Genomic DNA, 16,419 nt, shown 5'->3' with positions numbered 1-16,419 from the left:
GATCCTGCGGCCGTTCCCCTCGGCGGCGTGCCGTGGGCGGAGCTGCACTGCCACACCTCGTTCAGCTTCCTGGACGGGGCGAGCGACCCCGCGGCGCTGGTCGCGGAGGCCGCGCGGCTCGGCGTGGAGGCGATGGCCGTCACCGACCACGACGGGATGTACGGGGCGGTGCAGTTCGCGCAGGCCGCCGCCGAGGCGGGGATCGCGACGGTCTTCGGGGCGGAGCTGGGCCTCGGCCTGCCGGGACCGCGCACCGGCGAGCCCGACCCGGCGGGGCGGCACCTGCTCGTGCTGGCCCGCGACCCGGAGGGCTACGCGCGGCTCTGCTCGCAGATCACCCGGGCGCAGCTCGCGGGCGGGGAGAAGGGCCGCCCGGTGTACGACACGGACGACCTCGCGGCGGCGCACGGCGGCCACTGGGCCGTGCTGACCGGCTGCCGCAAGGGCCCCGTCCCGGCGGCGCTGGAGGCGGGCGGTCCGGAGGCGGGCGAACGGGAGCTGCGCCGCCTGGTCGGGATGTTCGGGCGCGGCAACGTGTTCGTCGAGCTGGTCGACCACGACCAGCCCGACGACGACCTGCGCAACGACGCCCTGCACGACCTGGCGGCACGGGTCGGCGTGGACGTCGTCGCGTCCAACAACGTGCACTTCGCCGCGCCGGGGGCGGACGCGCGGCTGGCCCAGGCGATGGCGGCCGTACGGGCGCGGCGGAGCCTGGACGAGATGGTCGGCTGGCTGCCCGCGAGCGGCACGGCGCACGTGCGGAGCGGCGCCGAGATGGCGGCCCGGCTGGCGCGGTTCCCGGGCGTCCGCGAACGGACCGTCGAGCTGGCGCGCGAGTGCGCGTTCGGCTTCGAGGTGGTCGCGCCGCGGCTGCCCGACTGGCCCGTCCCGGACGGGTACGACGAGGCGAGCTGGCTGCGGCGGCTGGTGGCCGAAGGGGCGCGCGAGCGGTACGGCCCGCCGGAGGCCGAGCGGGTGCCCGGAGCGTACGCGCAGATCGCCAGGGAGCTGGACGTCATCGAGCAGCTCGACTTCCCCGGCTACTTCCTGATCGTCCACGACATCGTCGCGTTCTGCCGCCGCAACGACATCCTGTGCCAGGGCCGGGGCTCGGCCGCCAACTCCGCCGTCTGCTACGCGCTCGGCATCACGGGCGTCGACGCCGTACGCCACGGGCTGCTGTTCGAGCGGTTCCTGTCGCCCGGCCGGGACGGGCCGCCCGACATCGACCTCGACATCGAGCACCGCCGCCGCGAGGAGGCGATCCAGTACGTCTACCGCAAGTACGGCCGGGAGTGCACCGCGCAGGTCGCGAACGTCATCAGCTACCGGCCGCGGATGGCGGTCCGCGACGCCGCCCGCGCGCTCGGCTTCTCCCCCGGCCAGCAGGACGCCTGGTCGAAGGGGATCGACCCGCGCGACCCCGTGGGCAGCGAGACCGACGTCCCGGACGCCGTGCGGGAGCTCGCGGGGCGGATGCTGTCGCTGCCCCGGCACCTCGGCATCCACTCCGGCGGCATGGTCATCGCCGACCGGCCGGTGGGGCAGATCTGCCCGATCGAGTGGGCCCGGATGGAGGACCGCAGCGTCCTGCAATGGGACAAGGACGACTGCGCGGCGGCCGGGCTGGTGAAGTTCGACCTGCTCGGGCTCGGGATGCTGGCCGCCCTGCACGACGCGTTCGACCTGGTCGCCGAGCACCACGGGGCGCGGTACGACCTCCAGTCGATCCCGCCCGAGGACCCGCTGGTGTACGCGATGCTCGCCGACGCCGACACGGTGGGGGTGTTCCAGGTCGAGTCGCGGGCGCAGATGGCGACGCTGCCGCGGCTGCGGCCCCGCGAGTTCTACGACCTGGTCGTGGAGGTCGCGCTGATCCGTCCCGGCCCGATCCAGGGCGGGTCGGTCCACCCGTACCTGCGCCGCCGCAAGGGCCTGGAGCCGGCCGCCTGCCCGCATCCGCTGATGGAGACCGCGCTGGCCCGCACGCTGGGCGTCCCGCTGTTCCAGGAGCAGATGATGCAGCTCGCCGTGGACTGCGCGGGCTTCTCCCCCGCCGACGCCGACGAGCTGCGCCAGGCGATGGGGTCCAAGCGCGCGCCCGAACGCGTCGAACGGCTCCGCCGCCGCCTCCTGGACGGCATGGCCGAGCGCGGCATCCCCGCCGACATCGCCGAGGACGTCTACCAGAAGATCCTGGGGTTCACCGGGTTCGGGTTCCCGGAGTCGCACGCCCAGAGCTTCGCCCACCTGGTGTACGCCAGCGCCTACCTGAAGCGGCACTACCCGGCGGCGTTCACCGCCGCGCTCGTCCGCAACCAGCCGATGGGGTTCTACAGCCCGCAGTCGCTCATCGCGGACGCCAAGCGGCACGGCGTCGAGGTCAGGGGGATCGACGTCAACGCGAGCGGCGCCCACCCGACGCTGGAGGAGCCCGTGCCGCTCCGCCGCGCCCACCCGCACGCCCCCGCGCAGCCGCAGCCCGCGCTCCGCCGGGGACTCACCGGCGTGCGCAACCTCGGCGACGGCGCCGCGGAGGCGATCGCCGCCGGACGCCCGTACACGAGCATGGAGGACCTCGTGCGCCGCGTTCTGCTGCCCGCCGCGGCGCTGGAGGCGCTCGCGACCGCCGGGGCGTTCGGCACGGTCGGCGTCCGCGACGGCGAGCCTCCGCCGTCGCGCAGGGAGGCGCTGTGGGCGGCGGGCGCCCTCGCCGGTACGGGGCCCGGTCAGCTCCAGGGTGTCGCGCCGGGCGCGACGGCGCCCGGCCTGCCCGCGATGACGCCGGTCGAGGAGACCCTCGCCGACCTGTGGGCGACGGGCGTGTCCGCCACCCATCCCCTCGCGCACGTGCGCGCGTCGCTCGACGACCTCGGGGCGTACTCGTCGGCACGGCTCGCGGACGTGCCCGGCGAGACGAACGTGCTCGTCGCGGGCCTCGTCACGCACCGGCAGCGGCCGCCGACGGCGGGCGGCATCGTCTTCATGACGCTGGAGGACGAGACCGGCATCATCAACGTGGTGTGCCCGCCGCAGGTGTTCCAGCGGCACCGCGGGCTGGCCGTGGACGCGCAGGCCCTGCTGGTCAGCGGACGCCTCGAACGCGCCGACAACGTCGCCAACGTCCGCGCGACCCGGCTGCGGCGCCTGCCCGTCCCCGGCCGCGTCAAGGCCCGGAACTTCCACTGACGGCGGGGACGCGGGCGGGCGCCGTGCGCGGGCAGACGCCGGACGCGGGCAGACGCCGGACGCGGGCGGACGCCGGGCGCGGCGGGCGCGGCGGGCGCGGCGGGCGCGGCGGGCGCGGCGGGTCAGCGTCCGCCGTAACGGCCGCCCGGCGGGACGTTGTGCGTCGCGAGGAGGTCGTCGACCGTGGCGAACGTGTAGCCCTTGCCGGCGAGCCGTTCGAGGACGCGCGGGACGGCGTCCACGGTCGTGCTGTGGATGTCGTGCATCAGGATGATGGCGCCGGGGCGCGCGTGGCGGACGGCCCGGTCGGCGACGATCCGCGCGTCGCGATCGCGCCAGTCCTCGGTGTCGACGCTCCACATGATCTGCCGGAGGCCGAGCGACTTGGCGACGTTGGCGACGGTGCCGTTGGTCGCGCCGTACGGGGGCCGCAGCAGCGTCGGCGGCCGGCCGAGGGCGGAGCGCAGGATGTCCTGCGTGCGCTGGACGTCGGAGTTGACCTGGAGGGTCGGCAGGCGGCTCAGGTCGCGGTGGCTCTGGGTGTGGTTGCCGATCTCGTGCCCGGCCGCCGCCTCCTCGCGGATCAGGTCGGGGTGCGCCTCGGCGTTGTTGCCGACGACGAAGAACGTGGCGCGGGCCCGGCGCTGGGCGAGCATGCCGAGCAGCCGCCGGGTGTACGGGCCGGGGCCGTCGTCGAAGGTCAGCGCGACGCACTTGAGCCGGGAGCAGTCGGTGCGGGCGCCCGGCGCCGGGGGCGGCGCGGCCGGGGACGAGCCGGGCGCCGGGGCCGACAGCGGCGAGCCGAGCGCGAGCCGCGGGTTCGGCGCGAGGGCCGCGTCCCTGGCGCGGCGGCCGAACTCCGACAGCATCGGGTCGTAGACCGAGCGGTCGAGCGCGACCGCGACGCGTCCCGCCGAGCCGGGCGCGACGGTGTAGTCGCCGAACTCCACGACCAGGTCGCCGCGCTCGTTGAACGCGAGCGAGGAGAACGTCCGCGCGTCGGGCGTGACCTGCGCCGGGTTGGCCTGCGAGCCGAGCCGGTCGCGGACCTGCGCGGCCAGCTCCTCCAGTCCCTTCGCGCCGTTCAGCAGGTCGGCGGACGAGCGCGCGGCGCGGGCGCGGCCGTCGTACCAGAGCGTGCGGCGCGCCTCGCCGCCGGACGCGCCGAGGAACTGCCAGGTGACGAGCCGGACGCCCGCGACGTCGCCGTCGGCGGCGGCGAGCGACCACTGGACGTTCAGCTCGGGCGCGCCGCCGCCGGGCAGCGGCGGCGACTCGTCGTCGGAGGTGTCGGCGACGAACGGCCGGATCTGGTCGTCCACCGCCTTGGCCAGCTCCGCGGTGAGCGCGTCGGCGCCCGGGATCTTCGGGTACGCGGCGTAGAGGTGGCGGACGTCGTCCTGCTCGTTGCGCGTCACGGTGGTGAGGCCGGGGACGGCGCGGGCGTCGACGGTGTGGACGGCGGTGACGTCGGACGCCGCGCGCGGGCGGCGCTCGGAGTGGCCGCCGCAGCCGGCCAGCAGCAGGCCCGCGGTCAGCGCCGCGGCCGCGGCGGCCCACCGTCCGCGCGCTCCGGGCGGCCGTGCCCGGCAGGCCGTTCCGCGCGTCCCGCGGCCCGTCCGCAAGATCAAGAAATCCCCCGCCGTCCCGTTGATCGGATCTTGGTTCGGTGCGACTGATTCGCCAGCGTATGCCCGTCCGGAACGGTGAAAGCCGGCATGAACGAGCCATGGCGGAGTTTTGCTCGGGGGCGGTATGGACTTGGCGAAACGTTGACCTTTTCCGGGCACTGGCAGGGACGCCCCGTCCTCTGCCATGGTGAGGACCGGAGGGCCGCGAGCCGCCGCGACGGGCGGCCGGACGAGGGCGCGCCCCGGGGTGGCGAGAGGTGATCGTCGATGGATGGTCCGCGTTCCCGGCCCGGTGCGGAGCCGCTGCGCGCGCTGCGCCCGGACGATCCGTCCCGCGTCGGGCGCTACCGGATCGAGGCGAAGATCGGCGAGGGCGGGATGGGCGCGGTCTACCTCGGCCGCGACGGCGACGGCCGGCCGGTCGCGGTGAAGGTGGTGCGGGCCGAGCTGGCGGGCGACCCGACGTTCCTCGCCCGCTTCCACGACGAGGCCGCCAACGCGCAGCGCGTGCTGTCGTTCTGCACGGCGCAGGTGCTGGAGCACGGCGAGGACCTCGGCCTCGCCTACATGGTCACCGAGTACATCGACGGCCCGTCGCTGCTGCGGTACGTGTCCGACACCGGCGGGCTGCCCGCCGGGATGCTGCACGGGATGGCGGTCGGGGTGGCCGCCGCGCTCGTCGCGATCCACTCCGCCGGGCTCGTGCACCGCGACCTGAAGCCGAGCAACGTGCTGCTGTCGATCTCCGGGCCGCGCGTCATCGACTTCGGGATCGCCCGCGCGCTCGACATGGCGAGCTCCCACACCCGCACCGGCCAGGTCGTCGGCACGCCCGGGTGGATCGCGCCCGAGCAGATCCTCACCCAGCGGATCAGCCCGGCCATCGACGTGTTCGCGTGGGGCTGCCTGGTGGCGTTCGCGGCGAGCGGGCGCAACCCGTTCGGGCAGGGCTCGTTCCAGGTGATGGCCGCGCGCGCCGTGCACGCGGACCCCGAGTACGGCGACGTGCCGCCGTCCCTGTCCGGGCTCGTCGGCGCCGCGCTGGCCAAGGAGCCCGAACGCCGTCCGACCGCGCAGGACCTGCTCCTCGCCCTGGTCGGCGGCTCGCGCGAGGCCGACGTGACGGCCACCCTCGGCGAGTCGTGGGCGCCGCAGCGCCCCGTGCCGCATCCGCCGACGGAACCGGCGAGCCCGGCTCCGGCTCCCGGGAGCACGGAACAGCCGGGCACGGAAGGGCGGGGCACGGATCCCGCGTGGGAGCGCCGTACGGACACCTCGCTCGGCGCGCCGCGTCCGCCGCGCCGCGACGGCGAGCGCGCGGTGTCGCCCGTGCCGCCTCCGCCGGTCCGGCCGCCGCATGTGCCGCCGACCGAGCCGCCGCGCCCGGTCCCCGCCGCGTCACCGCGCCGCGCACGGAAGGGGCCTCTGCTCGTCGGGGCCGCCGCCCTGCTGGTCGCGGCGACGGCGGGCGGCGTGTTCCTGCTCGCCGGCTCGGACGGCGACAAGGACAAGAGCGGGAGCGGCGCCGCGCGCCAGTCGCAGCCGCGGGCCCCTGGCGCGTTCCCGAACGAGGCGATGTTCGTCCGGATCGACACCGCGCCCGGGTGGCCGAAGGAGTGCCACGGCGACATCGGCACGTACACGCCGGGCGCCGCCGCGCCGACGCGCCTCGTCACCGGGCCGGCCTGCGACATGCTGCCGGAGCGTTCCCCGAAGGGAGACCGCGTCGCGTTCACCCGCAGGACGGGCGGGACGAACGAGGCGTGGGTGATGAACGCGAACGGCACCGGCGCGCGTCGCGTCACCGACCGGCTGGCGGGCGGCCGGGTCACCTGGTCGCCGGACGGCACGCGCCTCGCGGGCATGGTCGAGGAGGACGGCGTCCGGCAGATCTTCGTGGTGTCCGCCGACGGGACCGGCGAGCGGCAGGTCACCACCGACGCGTCCGACAAGGACGACCCGATGTGGTCCTCCACCGGGACGATGGTGTTCTGGAGCAAGCGCGACGGCGCCGAGCAGATCTACACGCTCGACCCCGAGCGGCGGGGCGGGCCGTGGAAGCGGCTCACCGACGACGGCGTGCGGGCGGTGGACCCGGAGTGGTCCCCGGACGGCACGAAGATCGCGTACACGCGCGGCGCGTCCCCGGGCGGCGACATCTGGGTCATGAACGCCGACGGTTCGGGCGCGCGCCCGGTCACCAAGGGCGGCGGCCACGACATGGACCCGTCCTGGTCGCGGGACGGCGCGTGGATCTGCTACGTGCGCGGCCCCGTGGAGGCCCCGGTCGTGCGGGCCGTCCGCGCCGACGGGACGGGCGACCGGAAGGTCACGCCGAGCGGCCACACCATCGCCCACCCCAACTGGTGAGCCCCCGCGACTCAGCCGGTGATCATGTCGAGCCGGCGCAGGATGACGCCCTCGCGCAGCGCCCAGGGGCAGACCTCCAGCTCGGAGATCCCGAACAGGTCCATCGCGGCGTCCGCGACGATCGCGCCCGCCGGGAGCTGCGGGACGCGCCGTTCGGACACGCCCGGCAGGTCGGCGCGCTCGGACGCGGGCATCCGCGCGAGCTTGTCCGCCCACCCGGTGAGGCCCGCGTGCTGGAGGACGCGCCGCTGGTACGGGCCGTCCGAGGACGGCGCGGCGCCCCCGATCCGCGCGAGCTGCTTGAACGTCTTGGACGTGGCCACGGCGAAGTCGGGCGCGCCGTACCTGGCGACCTCCCCCACATGCCGGGCGATCTCCGCGCGGACGTGCCGGCGCAGCTTGCGGACCTCGTCGGCGGGCGCCGGGTCGGCGGTGAGCCAGTCGCGGGTGAGGCGGCCGGCGCCGAGCGGCAGCGAGATCGCCACGTCGGGGTCCTCGTCGATGCCCGCCGCGACCTCCAGCGACCCGCCGCCGATGTCGATCACCAGCAGCCGCCCGGACGACCAGCCGAACCACCGCCGCACCGCGAGGAACGTCAGCCGCGCCTCGTCCGGGCCGGACAGCGCGTGGATGTCGACGTCGGTCTCGGTCCTGATGCGTTCCAGGATCTCCTCGCCGTTGGAGGCGTCCCGGACGGCGGAGGTGGCGAACGCGACCAGGTCCTCCACGCCCTTGTCCTCGGCGATCTGGAGCGCGTCCTCGATGAACGACCGCAGCCGCGCCTCGCCGTCGGCCGACAGCCGGTCGCCGTCCTCCAGGTGGGCGGCGAGCCGCAGCTCGGCCTTGTGGGAGAACGCCGGCAGCGGGCGCGCCCCCTGGTGGGCGTCCACCACAAGCAGATGCACCGTGTTCGAGCCCACGTCCAGCACGCCGAGTCGCATGCCACGACGCTACCGAACCGCCGTCCGGAACGCCGCCGCGGACCGCCCCCAATCAGGGCACTTCGCGCATCGGCCCAGTCCCGGGACTCGGGGGGCACCGCACTGTGTCCGCCGGGGAGGCCCGGTGCCCCGCGGGCGCGGGCCCGCTACCGTGGCCACCATGGGTGAGGAGAAGCGCTGGCGGGTGCCGCCCGCGCAGGTGGCGCTGAAGTGCGCGGCGGCCGTCGTCGTCGCGGGCCTCGCCGTCCTGTCCGGCTCCGACCGGCAGCTGCTGCTGCTCGCGGCGGTCGCCGCGATCGGGCTGGCCGCGCTCGCCGCGCGCGACCTGATCGCGCCCGTCCGGGTGGCCGCCGACCCCGACGGGCTGACCGTCGTGACCGGCTACGCGGGCCGCCGCCGCGTCCCCTGGTCGGAGGTCGCGGCGATCCGGGTGGACGAGCGCCGCAGGCTCCTGCTGCACACGCGCCTGCTGGAGATCGAGACCGCCGACGACCTGTACCTGTTCAGCGCCTTCGACCTGGGCGCCGACGTCCACGACGCCGCCGACGACCTCTACCGCATCCGCGCCCGCACCGACCACTGACCCCGCGCGCGCTTCGGGCGCGAGCGCGCTCACGGTGCGGTGGGGCTTCGGGGGTGGGGGGAGTTAGGGTTGCCTAACATCGGGCCGACGGACGCCGACGCGACGAGGACGCCACGCCATGCGAGACACGTTCTGGGGCATGCCGCTGTGGCTCGGCGCGGCCGTCGCCGTGCTGATCATCTTCGTGCGCGGGCAGGTGTACTACTGGATCGGCCGCACCGTCGGCCCCCGCGTCTACACCTCGCGGATCGGGCGGCGGGTCGGCGAACACCGGCTGCGGCGGGTCGAGGCCATGGTCGCCCGGCGCGGGGCGCTCGCGGTGTTCGCGGCGCACTGGGTCGCCGGGCTGCGGCACGCGATCCCCGTCTCCGCGGGCGTCGTCCGGATGCCGCTCCCGCGCTACCTGGCCGCGTCGGCGCTCGGCTCCGCGCTGTGGACGCCGCCGTGGGTGGTCGGCGGGTACGCGGTGGTGTGGGGCTGGCTGGAGGTGTTCGGCCGTTCGCCCGCCGCGACCGCCGCCCTCGTCGCCGCGGTCGCCGCCCTGGTCGCGGGGCTCGTGGCGTACCGGCGGCGGCGCCGGGCCCCGGAGGACGGCGCGCGGGGAGCGGACGCCCCGCCGGCCGGGGAGCGGAGCGGCGGCCCGGCCGGCTGAGCGGACGTCCTCAGGCGGGCAGCTCGTCGTCCGCCGACGGGTAGGAGCTCTGCGCGCCCGCCGCGCGCACGGACGCGGCGCCCACGCGGGCGGCGTAGCGGGCCGCGTCGGCGAGCGCGTCGCCGCGCGCGAGGCGCAGGCAGAGCGCGGCGGTGAACGCGTCGCCCGCGCCCGTCGTGTCGACGGCCTCCACCTTCGGGGACGGGACGGCCGAGGAGCCCGAGGCGTCCGCGACGAGCGCGCCGTCCCCGCCGAGGGTGATCACGACCGAGCGCGGCCCCCGGGCGAGGAGGGCGGACGCGAGCGCGGCCGGGTCCTCGTCCGCGTCGTGGCCCGGCAGCAGGAACGCGGCCTCGTGCTCGTTCACCACGAGCGGGTCGCACAGGCGCAGCAGCTCGTCCGGGACCGGGGCGGGCGGCGACAGGTTGAGCACGACGCGCCCGCCCGCGTCCGCGGCGACCCGCGCGGCGGCGAGGACGGTCTCCAGCGGCACTTCGAGCTGGAACGTCACGACCGCGGCCCCCGCGATCATCGCGCGGGCCGCCTCGACGTCGGCGGGCGTGAGCCGGGCGTTGGCGCCGGGCGAGACGATGATGCTGTTGTCGCCGTCCGGGCCGACCGTGATCAGCGCGACGCCGTTCGGGCCGGGGGTGACCAGCAGGTGCGCGAGGTCCACCCCGGCGCCGGCGAGGGACGCGCGCAGCAGCTCGCCGTTGCCGTCGTCGCCGGTGCGGCCGAGGATGCCGACCCGGCCGCCGAGCCGGGCGGCGGCGACCGCCTGGTTGGCGCCCTTGCCGCCCGGGTGGACGGCGAGGTCGGAGCCGAGCACGGTCTCGCCCGGCCCCGGCCGCCGGTCCACGCCGACCACGAGGTCGGCGTTCACCGATCCGACGACGACCACCTCTTTGTCGTTGGACACTGTCCCTCCCTACGGGGTCTCGAACTCGGCCGCGTTCTCCTTGGTGGCGACCTTCACCGGCACGGCGTTGGTCGCGACCAGCTTGTCACCCTTGGCGGCCTTCACCGCGCTCTGCACCGCCATCTGCCCGAGCAGCCTCGGCTGCTGCGCGACGGTGGCGTTCATCGTGCCGTCCTGGACGGCCTTGATGCCCTCGGGCGTGCCGTCGAAGCCGACCACCTTGACCTGCCCGCCGGCCTTGCCGCCGAGCGCCTTGACCGCGCCGAGCGCCATCTCGTCGTTCTCGGCGAACACGCCGTTGACGTCGGGGTTGGACTGCATGAGGTTGGTCATGACGTCCAGGCCCTTGGTGCGGTCGAAGTCGGCGGGCTGCTTGGCCACCACCCGGATGCCGGGGAACGCCTTCAGCCCTTCCAGGAAGCCCTGCCCGCGCTCGCGGGAGGCGGAGGTGCCGGCCTGCCCCTGGATGATGACGATCCTGCCCTTGCCGCCGAGCTGCCGCGCCATCTCCTTGGCCGCGTCCCTGCCGCCCGCGACGTTGTCGGACGCGACGAGCTGCGCGATCCGCGCGCCGTTCACGGTCCGGTCGGCGGCCACGACCGGGATGTCGGACCGGTTGGCGGCCTGGACGGCGGGCGCGGCGGCGTCGGAGTCGACCGGGTTGACGATGATCGCCTTCATCCCCTGGCTCGCGTAGTTCTGCACCTGGTTGACCTGCTGGGACGCGTCGTTCTGCGCGTCGGACACGGTCAGCGAGACGCCGAGCCTCTTCGCCTCGTCCTGCGCGCCCTGGCGGAGCTGCACGAAGAACGGGTTGTTCAGCGTGGAGACCGACAGGCCGACCTTCGTCCCGCCGCCCCCGGCCGCGCCGCCCGACTTGGAGCCGTTGCCGCCGGTGGTCGCGACCACCACGGCGAGCGCGATCACCGCCGCGGCGGCCACCGCTCCGCCGGCGAGGAACGTCGCGGGACGCAGCCGCGTGCCGCGGCGCCGGACGGTGTCCAGCAGCACGGCGAGCGCGATCACGACGCCGATGACGACCTGCTGCCAGAACGCCGAGACCGACAGCAGGTTCAGGCCGTTGCGCAGCACCGCGAGGATCAGCGCGCCGACGAGCGTGCCGAACGCCTTGCCCTTGCCGCCCGACAGGCTCGCCCCGCCGATCACGACGGCGGCGATGGCGTCCAGCTCGTAGCCGTTGGCGGCCTGCGGCTGCGCCGATGCGAGCCGGCTCGCCAGCACGATCCCGGCAACGGCCGCGAACGCGCCCGACAATCCGTAGGTGACGAGCTTCTGCCGGTTCACCCGGATGCCCGACAGGCGGGCCGCCTCCTCGTTGCCGCCGATCGCGTACATCGCCCGGCCGCTGTAGGTGCGGGCGAGGACCAGCGCGGTCAGCAGCCCCATCGCGATCATGACGATCACCGGGACGGGCAGGTACTCGCCGATCGTGTCGCCGAGGTGGGTCACCGCGCCCGGCAGCGCGATCGGGCTGCCGTCGGAGATGACCAGCGCGAGGCCGCGCGCCACGCCCAGCATCGCGAGCGTCGCGATGAACGGCGGCAGCTTGCCGTAGGTGATCAGCGCGCCGTTCACCAGGCCGGCCGCGAGGCCGACGACGACCGCGAGGGCCAGCGCCACCGGCCACGGCCACCCGTGCCCGGTCGCCGTCCAGGCGAGGACCACCGCCGACAGCGCGGCGACCGCGCCGACCGACAGGTCGATCCCCGCGGTGACGATGACGAACGTGACGCCGAACGCCAGGATCGCCGTCACGGCGGCCTGCACCCCGACGTTCAGCAGGTTCGTCACGGTGAGGAAGTCGCCGGACGCGATCGCGAGCGCGACGACCAGGATCACCAGCCCGGCCAGCGCCCCGTTCTCCCCGAGCAGGCGGCCCGCCGTCAGCCGGAACCCGCCGCCGTCGCCCGACGGCCTCGGCTGCTTGCGCAGCGTTTCAGTGGACATCAGATCCCTCCGCCGTTGTCCCGCGCGGGCTCGTCGTCCGCGTGCGTCTGCTTGGTCTCGTTCCTGCTCGTGTCCGCCGCGGCGGCGCCGTCCTCCGACAGCGCGAGCGCCATGACGGCGTCCTGCGTGGCGTCCTCGCCCGACAGCTCGCCGGCGAGCCTGCCGCGCGCCATCACCAGCACGCGGTCGCTCATCCCGAGCACCTCCGGCAGGTCGCTGGAGATCATCAGCACCGCGTGCCCGGACGCGGTGAGCCGGTTGACGAGCTGGTAGATCTCGACCTTCGCGCCGACGTCGATGCCGCGCGTCGGCTCGTCCAGGATCAGCACCCGGGCGTCGGCGAGCAGCCACTTGCCGATCACGACCTTCTGCTGGTTGCCGCCCGACAGCGTCCCGGCCGTCTGGCGCAGGCCGCTCATCCGCACGTTCAGCCTCTCGGCGATCTCGGCGGCGCCGCGCCGCTGGCCGGCGCGGTCGACCAGCCCGCCGCGGCTGGCGCGGCCGAGCGTGACCAGGCCGAGGTTCTCCTGGACGTCGGCGCCGAGCACGAGGCCCTGCCCTTGCGGTCCTCGGGCACCAGACCGAGCCCGGCCTCCAGCGCCGCGTGCACGTCGCCCGGGGGCAGCGCGCGCCCGTCCACCCTGACCTCGCCCTCGTCGGGGCGGTCCGCGCCGAACACCGCCCGCGCGACCTCGGTGCGGCCCGCGCCGACCAGCCCGGCGAGCCCGACCACCTCGCCCGCGCGCACGTCGAACGACACGCCGGAGAACACGCCCCGGCGGCCGAGCCCGCGGACCTCCAGCAGCGCGGGCCCCGGCTCGGACGGCTCGCGCGGGTACTGCTGCTCGATCGACCGGCCCACCATCAGCCGGACCAGCTCGTCCTCCGCCGTGCCCGCGGGCACCTCGGCGACCGAGCGGCCGTCGCGCAGCACCGTGACCCGGTCGCCGATCCGGGCGATCTCCTCCAGGTGGTGGGTGATGAACACGATCGCCACGCCGTCCTCGCGGAGCCGCCGGACGATCTCGAACAGCCGGTCCACCTCGCCGGACGTCAGCACGGCGGTCGGCTCGTCCATGATCAGCACGCGGGCGTCCTGGCCGAGCGCCTTGGCGATCTCGACCATCTGGCTGCGCGCGATGCCGAGCCCCGCCATCCGCGCGCCGGGCTCGACGTCCACGCCGACCCGGGCGAGCAGCTCCCCGGCCGCCCGGTTCATCGCGCGCCGGTCGACCAGGCCGAACCGGCGCGGCTGGCGGCCGAGGAACAGGTTCTCGGCGACCGTCAGCTCCGGCACCAGGTTGAACTCCTGGTAGATGGTGGCGATGCCGAGCCGCTCGGCGTCCTGCGCCGAACGGATCTGCACCGTCTCGCCGTCCACCTCGATCCGGCCCGCGTCGGGCCGGTGCGCGCCGGACAGCGTCTTGATCAGCGTGCTCTTCCCGGCGCCGTTCTCGCCGAGCAGCACGTGCACCTCGCCGGGCCGCAGGCCGAAGTCGACCCCGTCCAGGGCGACGACGCCGGGAAACTCCTTCCGCAGCCCGCGCACCCTCAGGATCTCGGCCCGGTCCTCCGCCGTCATGCCCGACCACTCCCTTCACCGTCGCCCCGGTTCTCCGGGGCCTCGCCGCACGAGCGGCGCACGACCAGCCGCGCGGCCAGCACCGCGGGCTCCACCGGCCGGCGTTCGACGCGGTCCAGCAGGGCCCGCACCGCGCGGCGGCCGAGCTCCTGGACGGGCTGCTCGATCGCCGTGACCGGCGGTTCCAGATGGGCGAACCAGGGCACGTCGTCGTACGACGCGAGCCCCACGTCCGCCGGGATCCGCAGCCCGCGCGCCCGGATCTCGTCCAGCGCGCCGAGCGCCATCAGGTTGTCCCCCGCGAAGATCACCTCGGGGGGCCGCGGGAGGTCCAGCAGGCGCGCCGCGGTCTCCCGGCCGCTGCCCGCCCGGAAGTCGCCCGCCACCAGGTACTCCTCGGGGACCTCCAGCCCGTTCGCGCGCATCGCCGCCCGGAACGCCTCGGTGCGCTCGCGGCCGGTCGACAGCAGCGCCGGGCCGGAGATGAACGCGACGCGCCGCCGCCCGAGCCCGCGCAGGTGGGCGACCAGCGCGCCGATCGCCTCCGCGCCGTCCGCGCGGACGGTCGGCACGTCCAGGCCGGGCAGCGTCCGGTCCAGGAAGACCAGCGGCGCGCCGTCCCGGACGACGTCGCGCACCAGCGGCGTGATCTCCGCCGTCGGGCACAGCAGCAGGCCGTCCACGCGCTGCTCCAGCAGGGTGCGCACGTAGTGGTCCTGCCGCTCGGGCCGCTCGTCGGCGTTGCCGATCACGACCGAGTACCCGGACCGCCGCGCCTCGTCCTCCACGGCCCGCGCGAGCTCGGTGAAGAACGGGTTGAGGATGTCGCCGATGACCAGCCCGATCGTCCGCGTGGTGTCGGTGCGCAGCGAGCGGGCGACCGCGTTCGGCCGGTAGCCGAGCTCGGCGACCGCCTCCAGCACCCGCGCGCGCGTCTCGCCCGTGACGGCGGCGCTGTCGTTCAGCACGCGGGAGACGGTGGCGACGGACACGCCGGCCAGCCGCGCCACGTCCTTCACGCCGGCCATGCCCACCTCCTCTTGTAATCGTTTACATCCAACGTCTTGTAAACGTTTACACGCTGTTTCCTCTTCCCGCAAGGCGCGGACCGCCGCGGCCGCCGCGATCGGGTCTCAATCCGGTCTCAGCGCGGCGAGGTCGACCGCCTCGGCCAGGTCCTCCACCGACGCGAAGTAGCCGACGAGCCGCCCGTCCTCGACGACCAGGAACGCGTGCCCGGCGTCCGCCGCGATGCCCGCGATGTCGGCCCAGACCCGGTGCGCCCCGGCCAGCCGCACCGCCCGGACCCGCGTCCCGCCGGGTCCCGCCCAGCGCTCCCCCATGATCGAACACTACGCACCGTGATCATTCCGCTGCGCTTCGGGGTCGGCCCGGCGGCGGGCGGCGGGTGTCACCGGGGGGCGGTACCGTGTCGGCGTGAGTCAGGGGCGGGTGGCGCGGCGGGTCGAGGACGCGGCGGACGAGATCCTGCGGCGGTCGCGCTCGGTGTCGGCCGTGGAGGTCTTCACCCGGCTCGGCTGGCTGCGGTCCGCCCAGGTGGACGAGTGGCGCCAGGGGCGGCACGACTCCCTTGAGGCGTGCATGCCCGTACGGGCCGACCGCGTCGCCGAGGCCGTCGAGGCGCTGCGGGCCTGGGCCGAGAAGGGCGGGCTCGACGCGAGCGAGGCGGCCTACACCGCCGCGACGCGCGACCGCCGCCCGCTGCGGTTCACCGCGTCCGGCGACCCGGCGGCCGAGCGGGCGCTCCGCGTGCACTGGCTGTCGCCCGACCTGACCCCGGCGCAGCGGGCCCGGCTCGACGCCAAGCGCGACGAGCCGCCCGACCTCGTCGCCGTGCTGCCCTCCGGGCCGTGGACCTGCGCGGGCTGCCGCGGCGGCGGCGACCACCAGGTCATGGAGGGCGACGCGCCGCTCTGCCTCGCCTGCGCCGACCTCGACCACCTGGTGTTCCTGCCCTCGGGCGACGCCGCGCTCAGCCGCCGCGCGAAGAAGGAGAGCGGCCTGGCGGCGGTCGTGGTCCAGTACAACCGGCGCCGCAAGCGCTACGAGCGGCGCGGCGTGCTGGTCGAGGAGGAGGCGCTGCGCCGCGCCGAGGAGCGGTGCCTCGCCGACGAGGACGCGCGCGCCCGCCGCCGCGACCGCGACCGCGACCGCCGCGCCGAGCAGGACCTCGACCTCATGGCCCGGATGACCGAGCGGATCGTCGCGCTGTTCCCCGGCTGCCCGCCCGGCCGCGCCGAGGAGATCGCGGGCCACGCCGCCGTGCGCGGCAGCGGACGCGTCGGCCGCACGGCGGCGGGCCGCGAACTGGACGAGGAGGCCGTCACCCTCGCCGTCGTCGCCTCCGTCCGCCATCTCGACACCGGCTACGACGAGATGCTGATGAACGGCGTCCCCCGGGCGGAGGCCCGCGCCGCGATCCGTTCCAAGGTGGACGCGGTCCTGACCCGCTGGCGCACCGGCCGTCCGCACCCGTGACCGCCCGGACGCAGGGCGTACGGAGTGGAGCGCATCATCCGCTTCACTCCCTGTTGCGCTCGTGGTCGTCTGCGCCTCGTTT

General features: G+C 75.6%; 11 protein-coding genes and 1 pseudogene. 5 read left to right on the top strand and 7 right to left on the bottom strand.

The window, feature by feature from the left end; translation table 11 throughout:
* Positions 1 to 27: 27 nt before the first annotated feature.
* A complete protein-coding gene (locus GEV43_RS35375; RefSeq protein WP_309240103.1) occupies positions 28 to 3,192 on the top strand; it encodes an error-prone DNA polymerase in 3,165 nt (1,054 codons plus the stop codon).
* A 122-nt stretch (positions 3,193 to 3,314) separates the two neighbouring features.
* Here the strand turns inward: GEV43_RS35375 and GEV43_RS35370 are convergent, their stop codons facing one another.
* Positions 3,315 to 4,823 (bottom strand): polysaccharide deacetylase family protein, encoded by a 1,509-nt coding sequence (locus GEV43_RS35370; RefSeq protein ID WP_160825135.1) that lies wholly within the window; start codon positions 4,821 to 4,823, stop codon positions 3,315 to 3,317.
* Between the two features lie 267 nt (positions 4,824 to 5,090).
* Here GEV43_RS35370 and GEV43_RS35365 point away from each other — a divergent pair, with 267 nt between their 5' ends.
* Positions 5,091 to 7,193 carry a protein kinase gene (locus GEV43_RS35365; protein WP_160825134.1) on the top strand — a complete coding sequence of 701 codons (2,103 nt, stop codon included), beginning with the start codon at positions 5,091 to 5,093 and terminating at the stop codon, positions 7,191 to 7,193.
* A gap of 11 nt (positions 7,194 to 7,204) precedes the next feature.
* Here the strand turns inward: GEV43_RS35365 and GEV43_RS35360 are convergent, their stop codons facing one another.
* Entirely contained in the window at positions 7,205 to 8,134 is a 930-nt protein-coding gene (locus GEV43_RS35360; RefSeq protein ID WP_160825133.1) for a Ppx/GppA phosphatase family protein, read from the bottom strand.
* A 160-nt stretch (positions 8,135 to 8,294) separates the two neighbouring features.
* Here GEV43_RS35360 and GEV43_RS35355 point away from each other — a divergent pair, with 160 nt between their 5' ends.
* Both GEV43_RS35355 and GEV43_RS35350 read left to right on the top strand, forming a co-directional pair.
* On the top strand, positions 8,295 to 8,717 hold the full coding sequence (locus GEV43_RS35355) for a PH domain-containing protein (protein WP_160825132.1): 423 nt from the start codon (positions 8,295 to 8,297) through the stop codon (positions 8,715 to 8,717).
* Positions 8,718 to 8,835: 118 nt separating this feature from the next.
* Positions 8,836 to 9,369 carry a DedA family protein gene (locus GEV43_RS35350; RefSeq protein ID WP_160825131.1) on the top strand — a complete coding sequence of 178 codons (534 nt, stop codon included), beginning with the start codon at positions 8,836 to 8,838 and terminating at the stop codon, positions 9,367 to 9,369.
* 10 nt (positions 9,370 to 9,379) lie between these two features.
* Here the strand turns inward: GEV43_RS35350 and GEV43_RS35345 are convergent, their stop codons facing one another.
* The 5 genes and pseudogenes from GEV43_RS35345 to GEV43_RS35325 all read right to left on the bottom strand — a co-directional run bounded on the left by GEV43_RS35345 (position 9,380) and on the right by GEV43_RS35325 (position 15,181).
* Positions 9,380 to 10,288 carry a ribokinase gene (locus GEV43_RS35345; protein WP_160825130.1) on the bottom strand — a complete coding sequence of 303 codons (909 nt, stop codon included), beginning with the start codon at positions 10,286 to 10,288 and terminating at the stop codon, positions 9,380 to 9,382.
* Positions 10,289 to 10,297: 9 nt separating this feature from the next.
* On the bottom strand, positions 10,298 to 12,256 hold the full coding sequence (locus GEV43_RS35340) for a substrate-binding domain-containing protein (RefSeq protein WP_160825129.1): 1,959 nt from the start codon (positions 12,254 to 12,256) through the stop codon (positions 10,298 to 10,300).
* Positions 12,256 to 13,838: pseudogene (locus GEV43_RS35335) on the bottom strand (sugar ABC transporter ATP-binding protein). Before GEV43_RS35335 ends, GEV43_RS35340 begins: the two are co-directional and overlap by 1 nt.
* Positions 13,835 to 14,866 carry a LacI family DNA-binding transcriptional regulator gene (locus GEV43_RS35330; RefSeq protein WP_160825128.1) on the bottom strand — a complete coding sequence of 344 codons (1,032 nt, stop codon included), beginning with the start codon at positions 14,864 to 14,866 and terminating at the stop codon, positions 13,835 to 13,837. The pseudogene GEV43_RS35335 and the gene GEV43_RS35330 overlap by 4 nt, the downstream one beginning before the upstream one ends.
* A 105-nt stretch (positions 14,867 to 14,971) precedes the next feature.
* Positions 14,972 to 15,181: a hypothetical protein gene (locus tag GEV43_RS35325; protein ID WP_160825127.1), complete on the bottom strand. Its 210-nt coding sequence runs from the start codon at positions 15,179 to 15,181 to the stop codon at positions 14,972 to 14,974.
* A gap of 94 nt (positions 15,182 to 15,275) precedes the next feature.
* Between GEV43_RS35325 and GEV43_RS35320 the strand changes: the two genes are divergently transcribed.
* Positions 15,276 to 16,337, top strand: a complete 1,062-nt coding sequence (locus GEV43_RS35320) for a DUF2293 domain-containing protein (protein WP_160825126.1) — start codon at positions 15,276 to 15,278, stop codon at positions 16,335 to 16,337.
* The last annotated feature ends 82 nt before the right edge of the window (positions 16,338 to 16,419 follow it).

It is taken from the genome of Actinomadura sp. J1-007 (assembly GCF_009793335.1).
Classification (GTDB): domain Bacteria; phylum Actinomycetota; class Actinomycetes; order Streptosporangiales; family Streptosporangiaceae; genus Spirillospora; species Spirillospora yumaensis.
The sequence above is the reverse complement of the archived record's forward strand: the minus strand, read 5'-3'. Positions and strand labels throughout refer to the sequence as shown.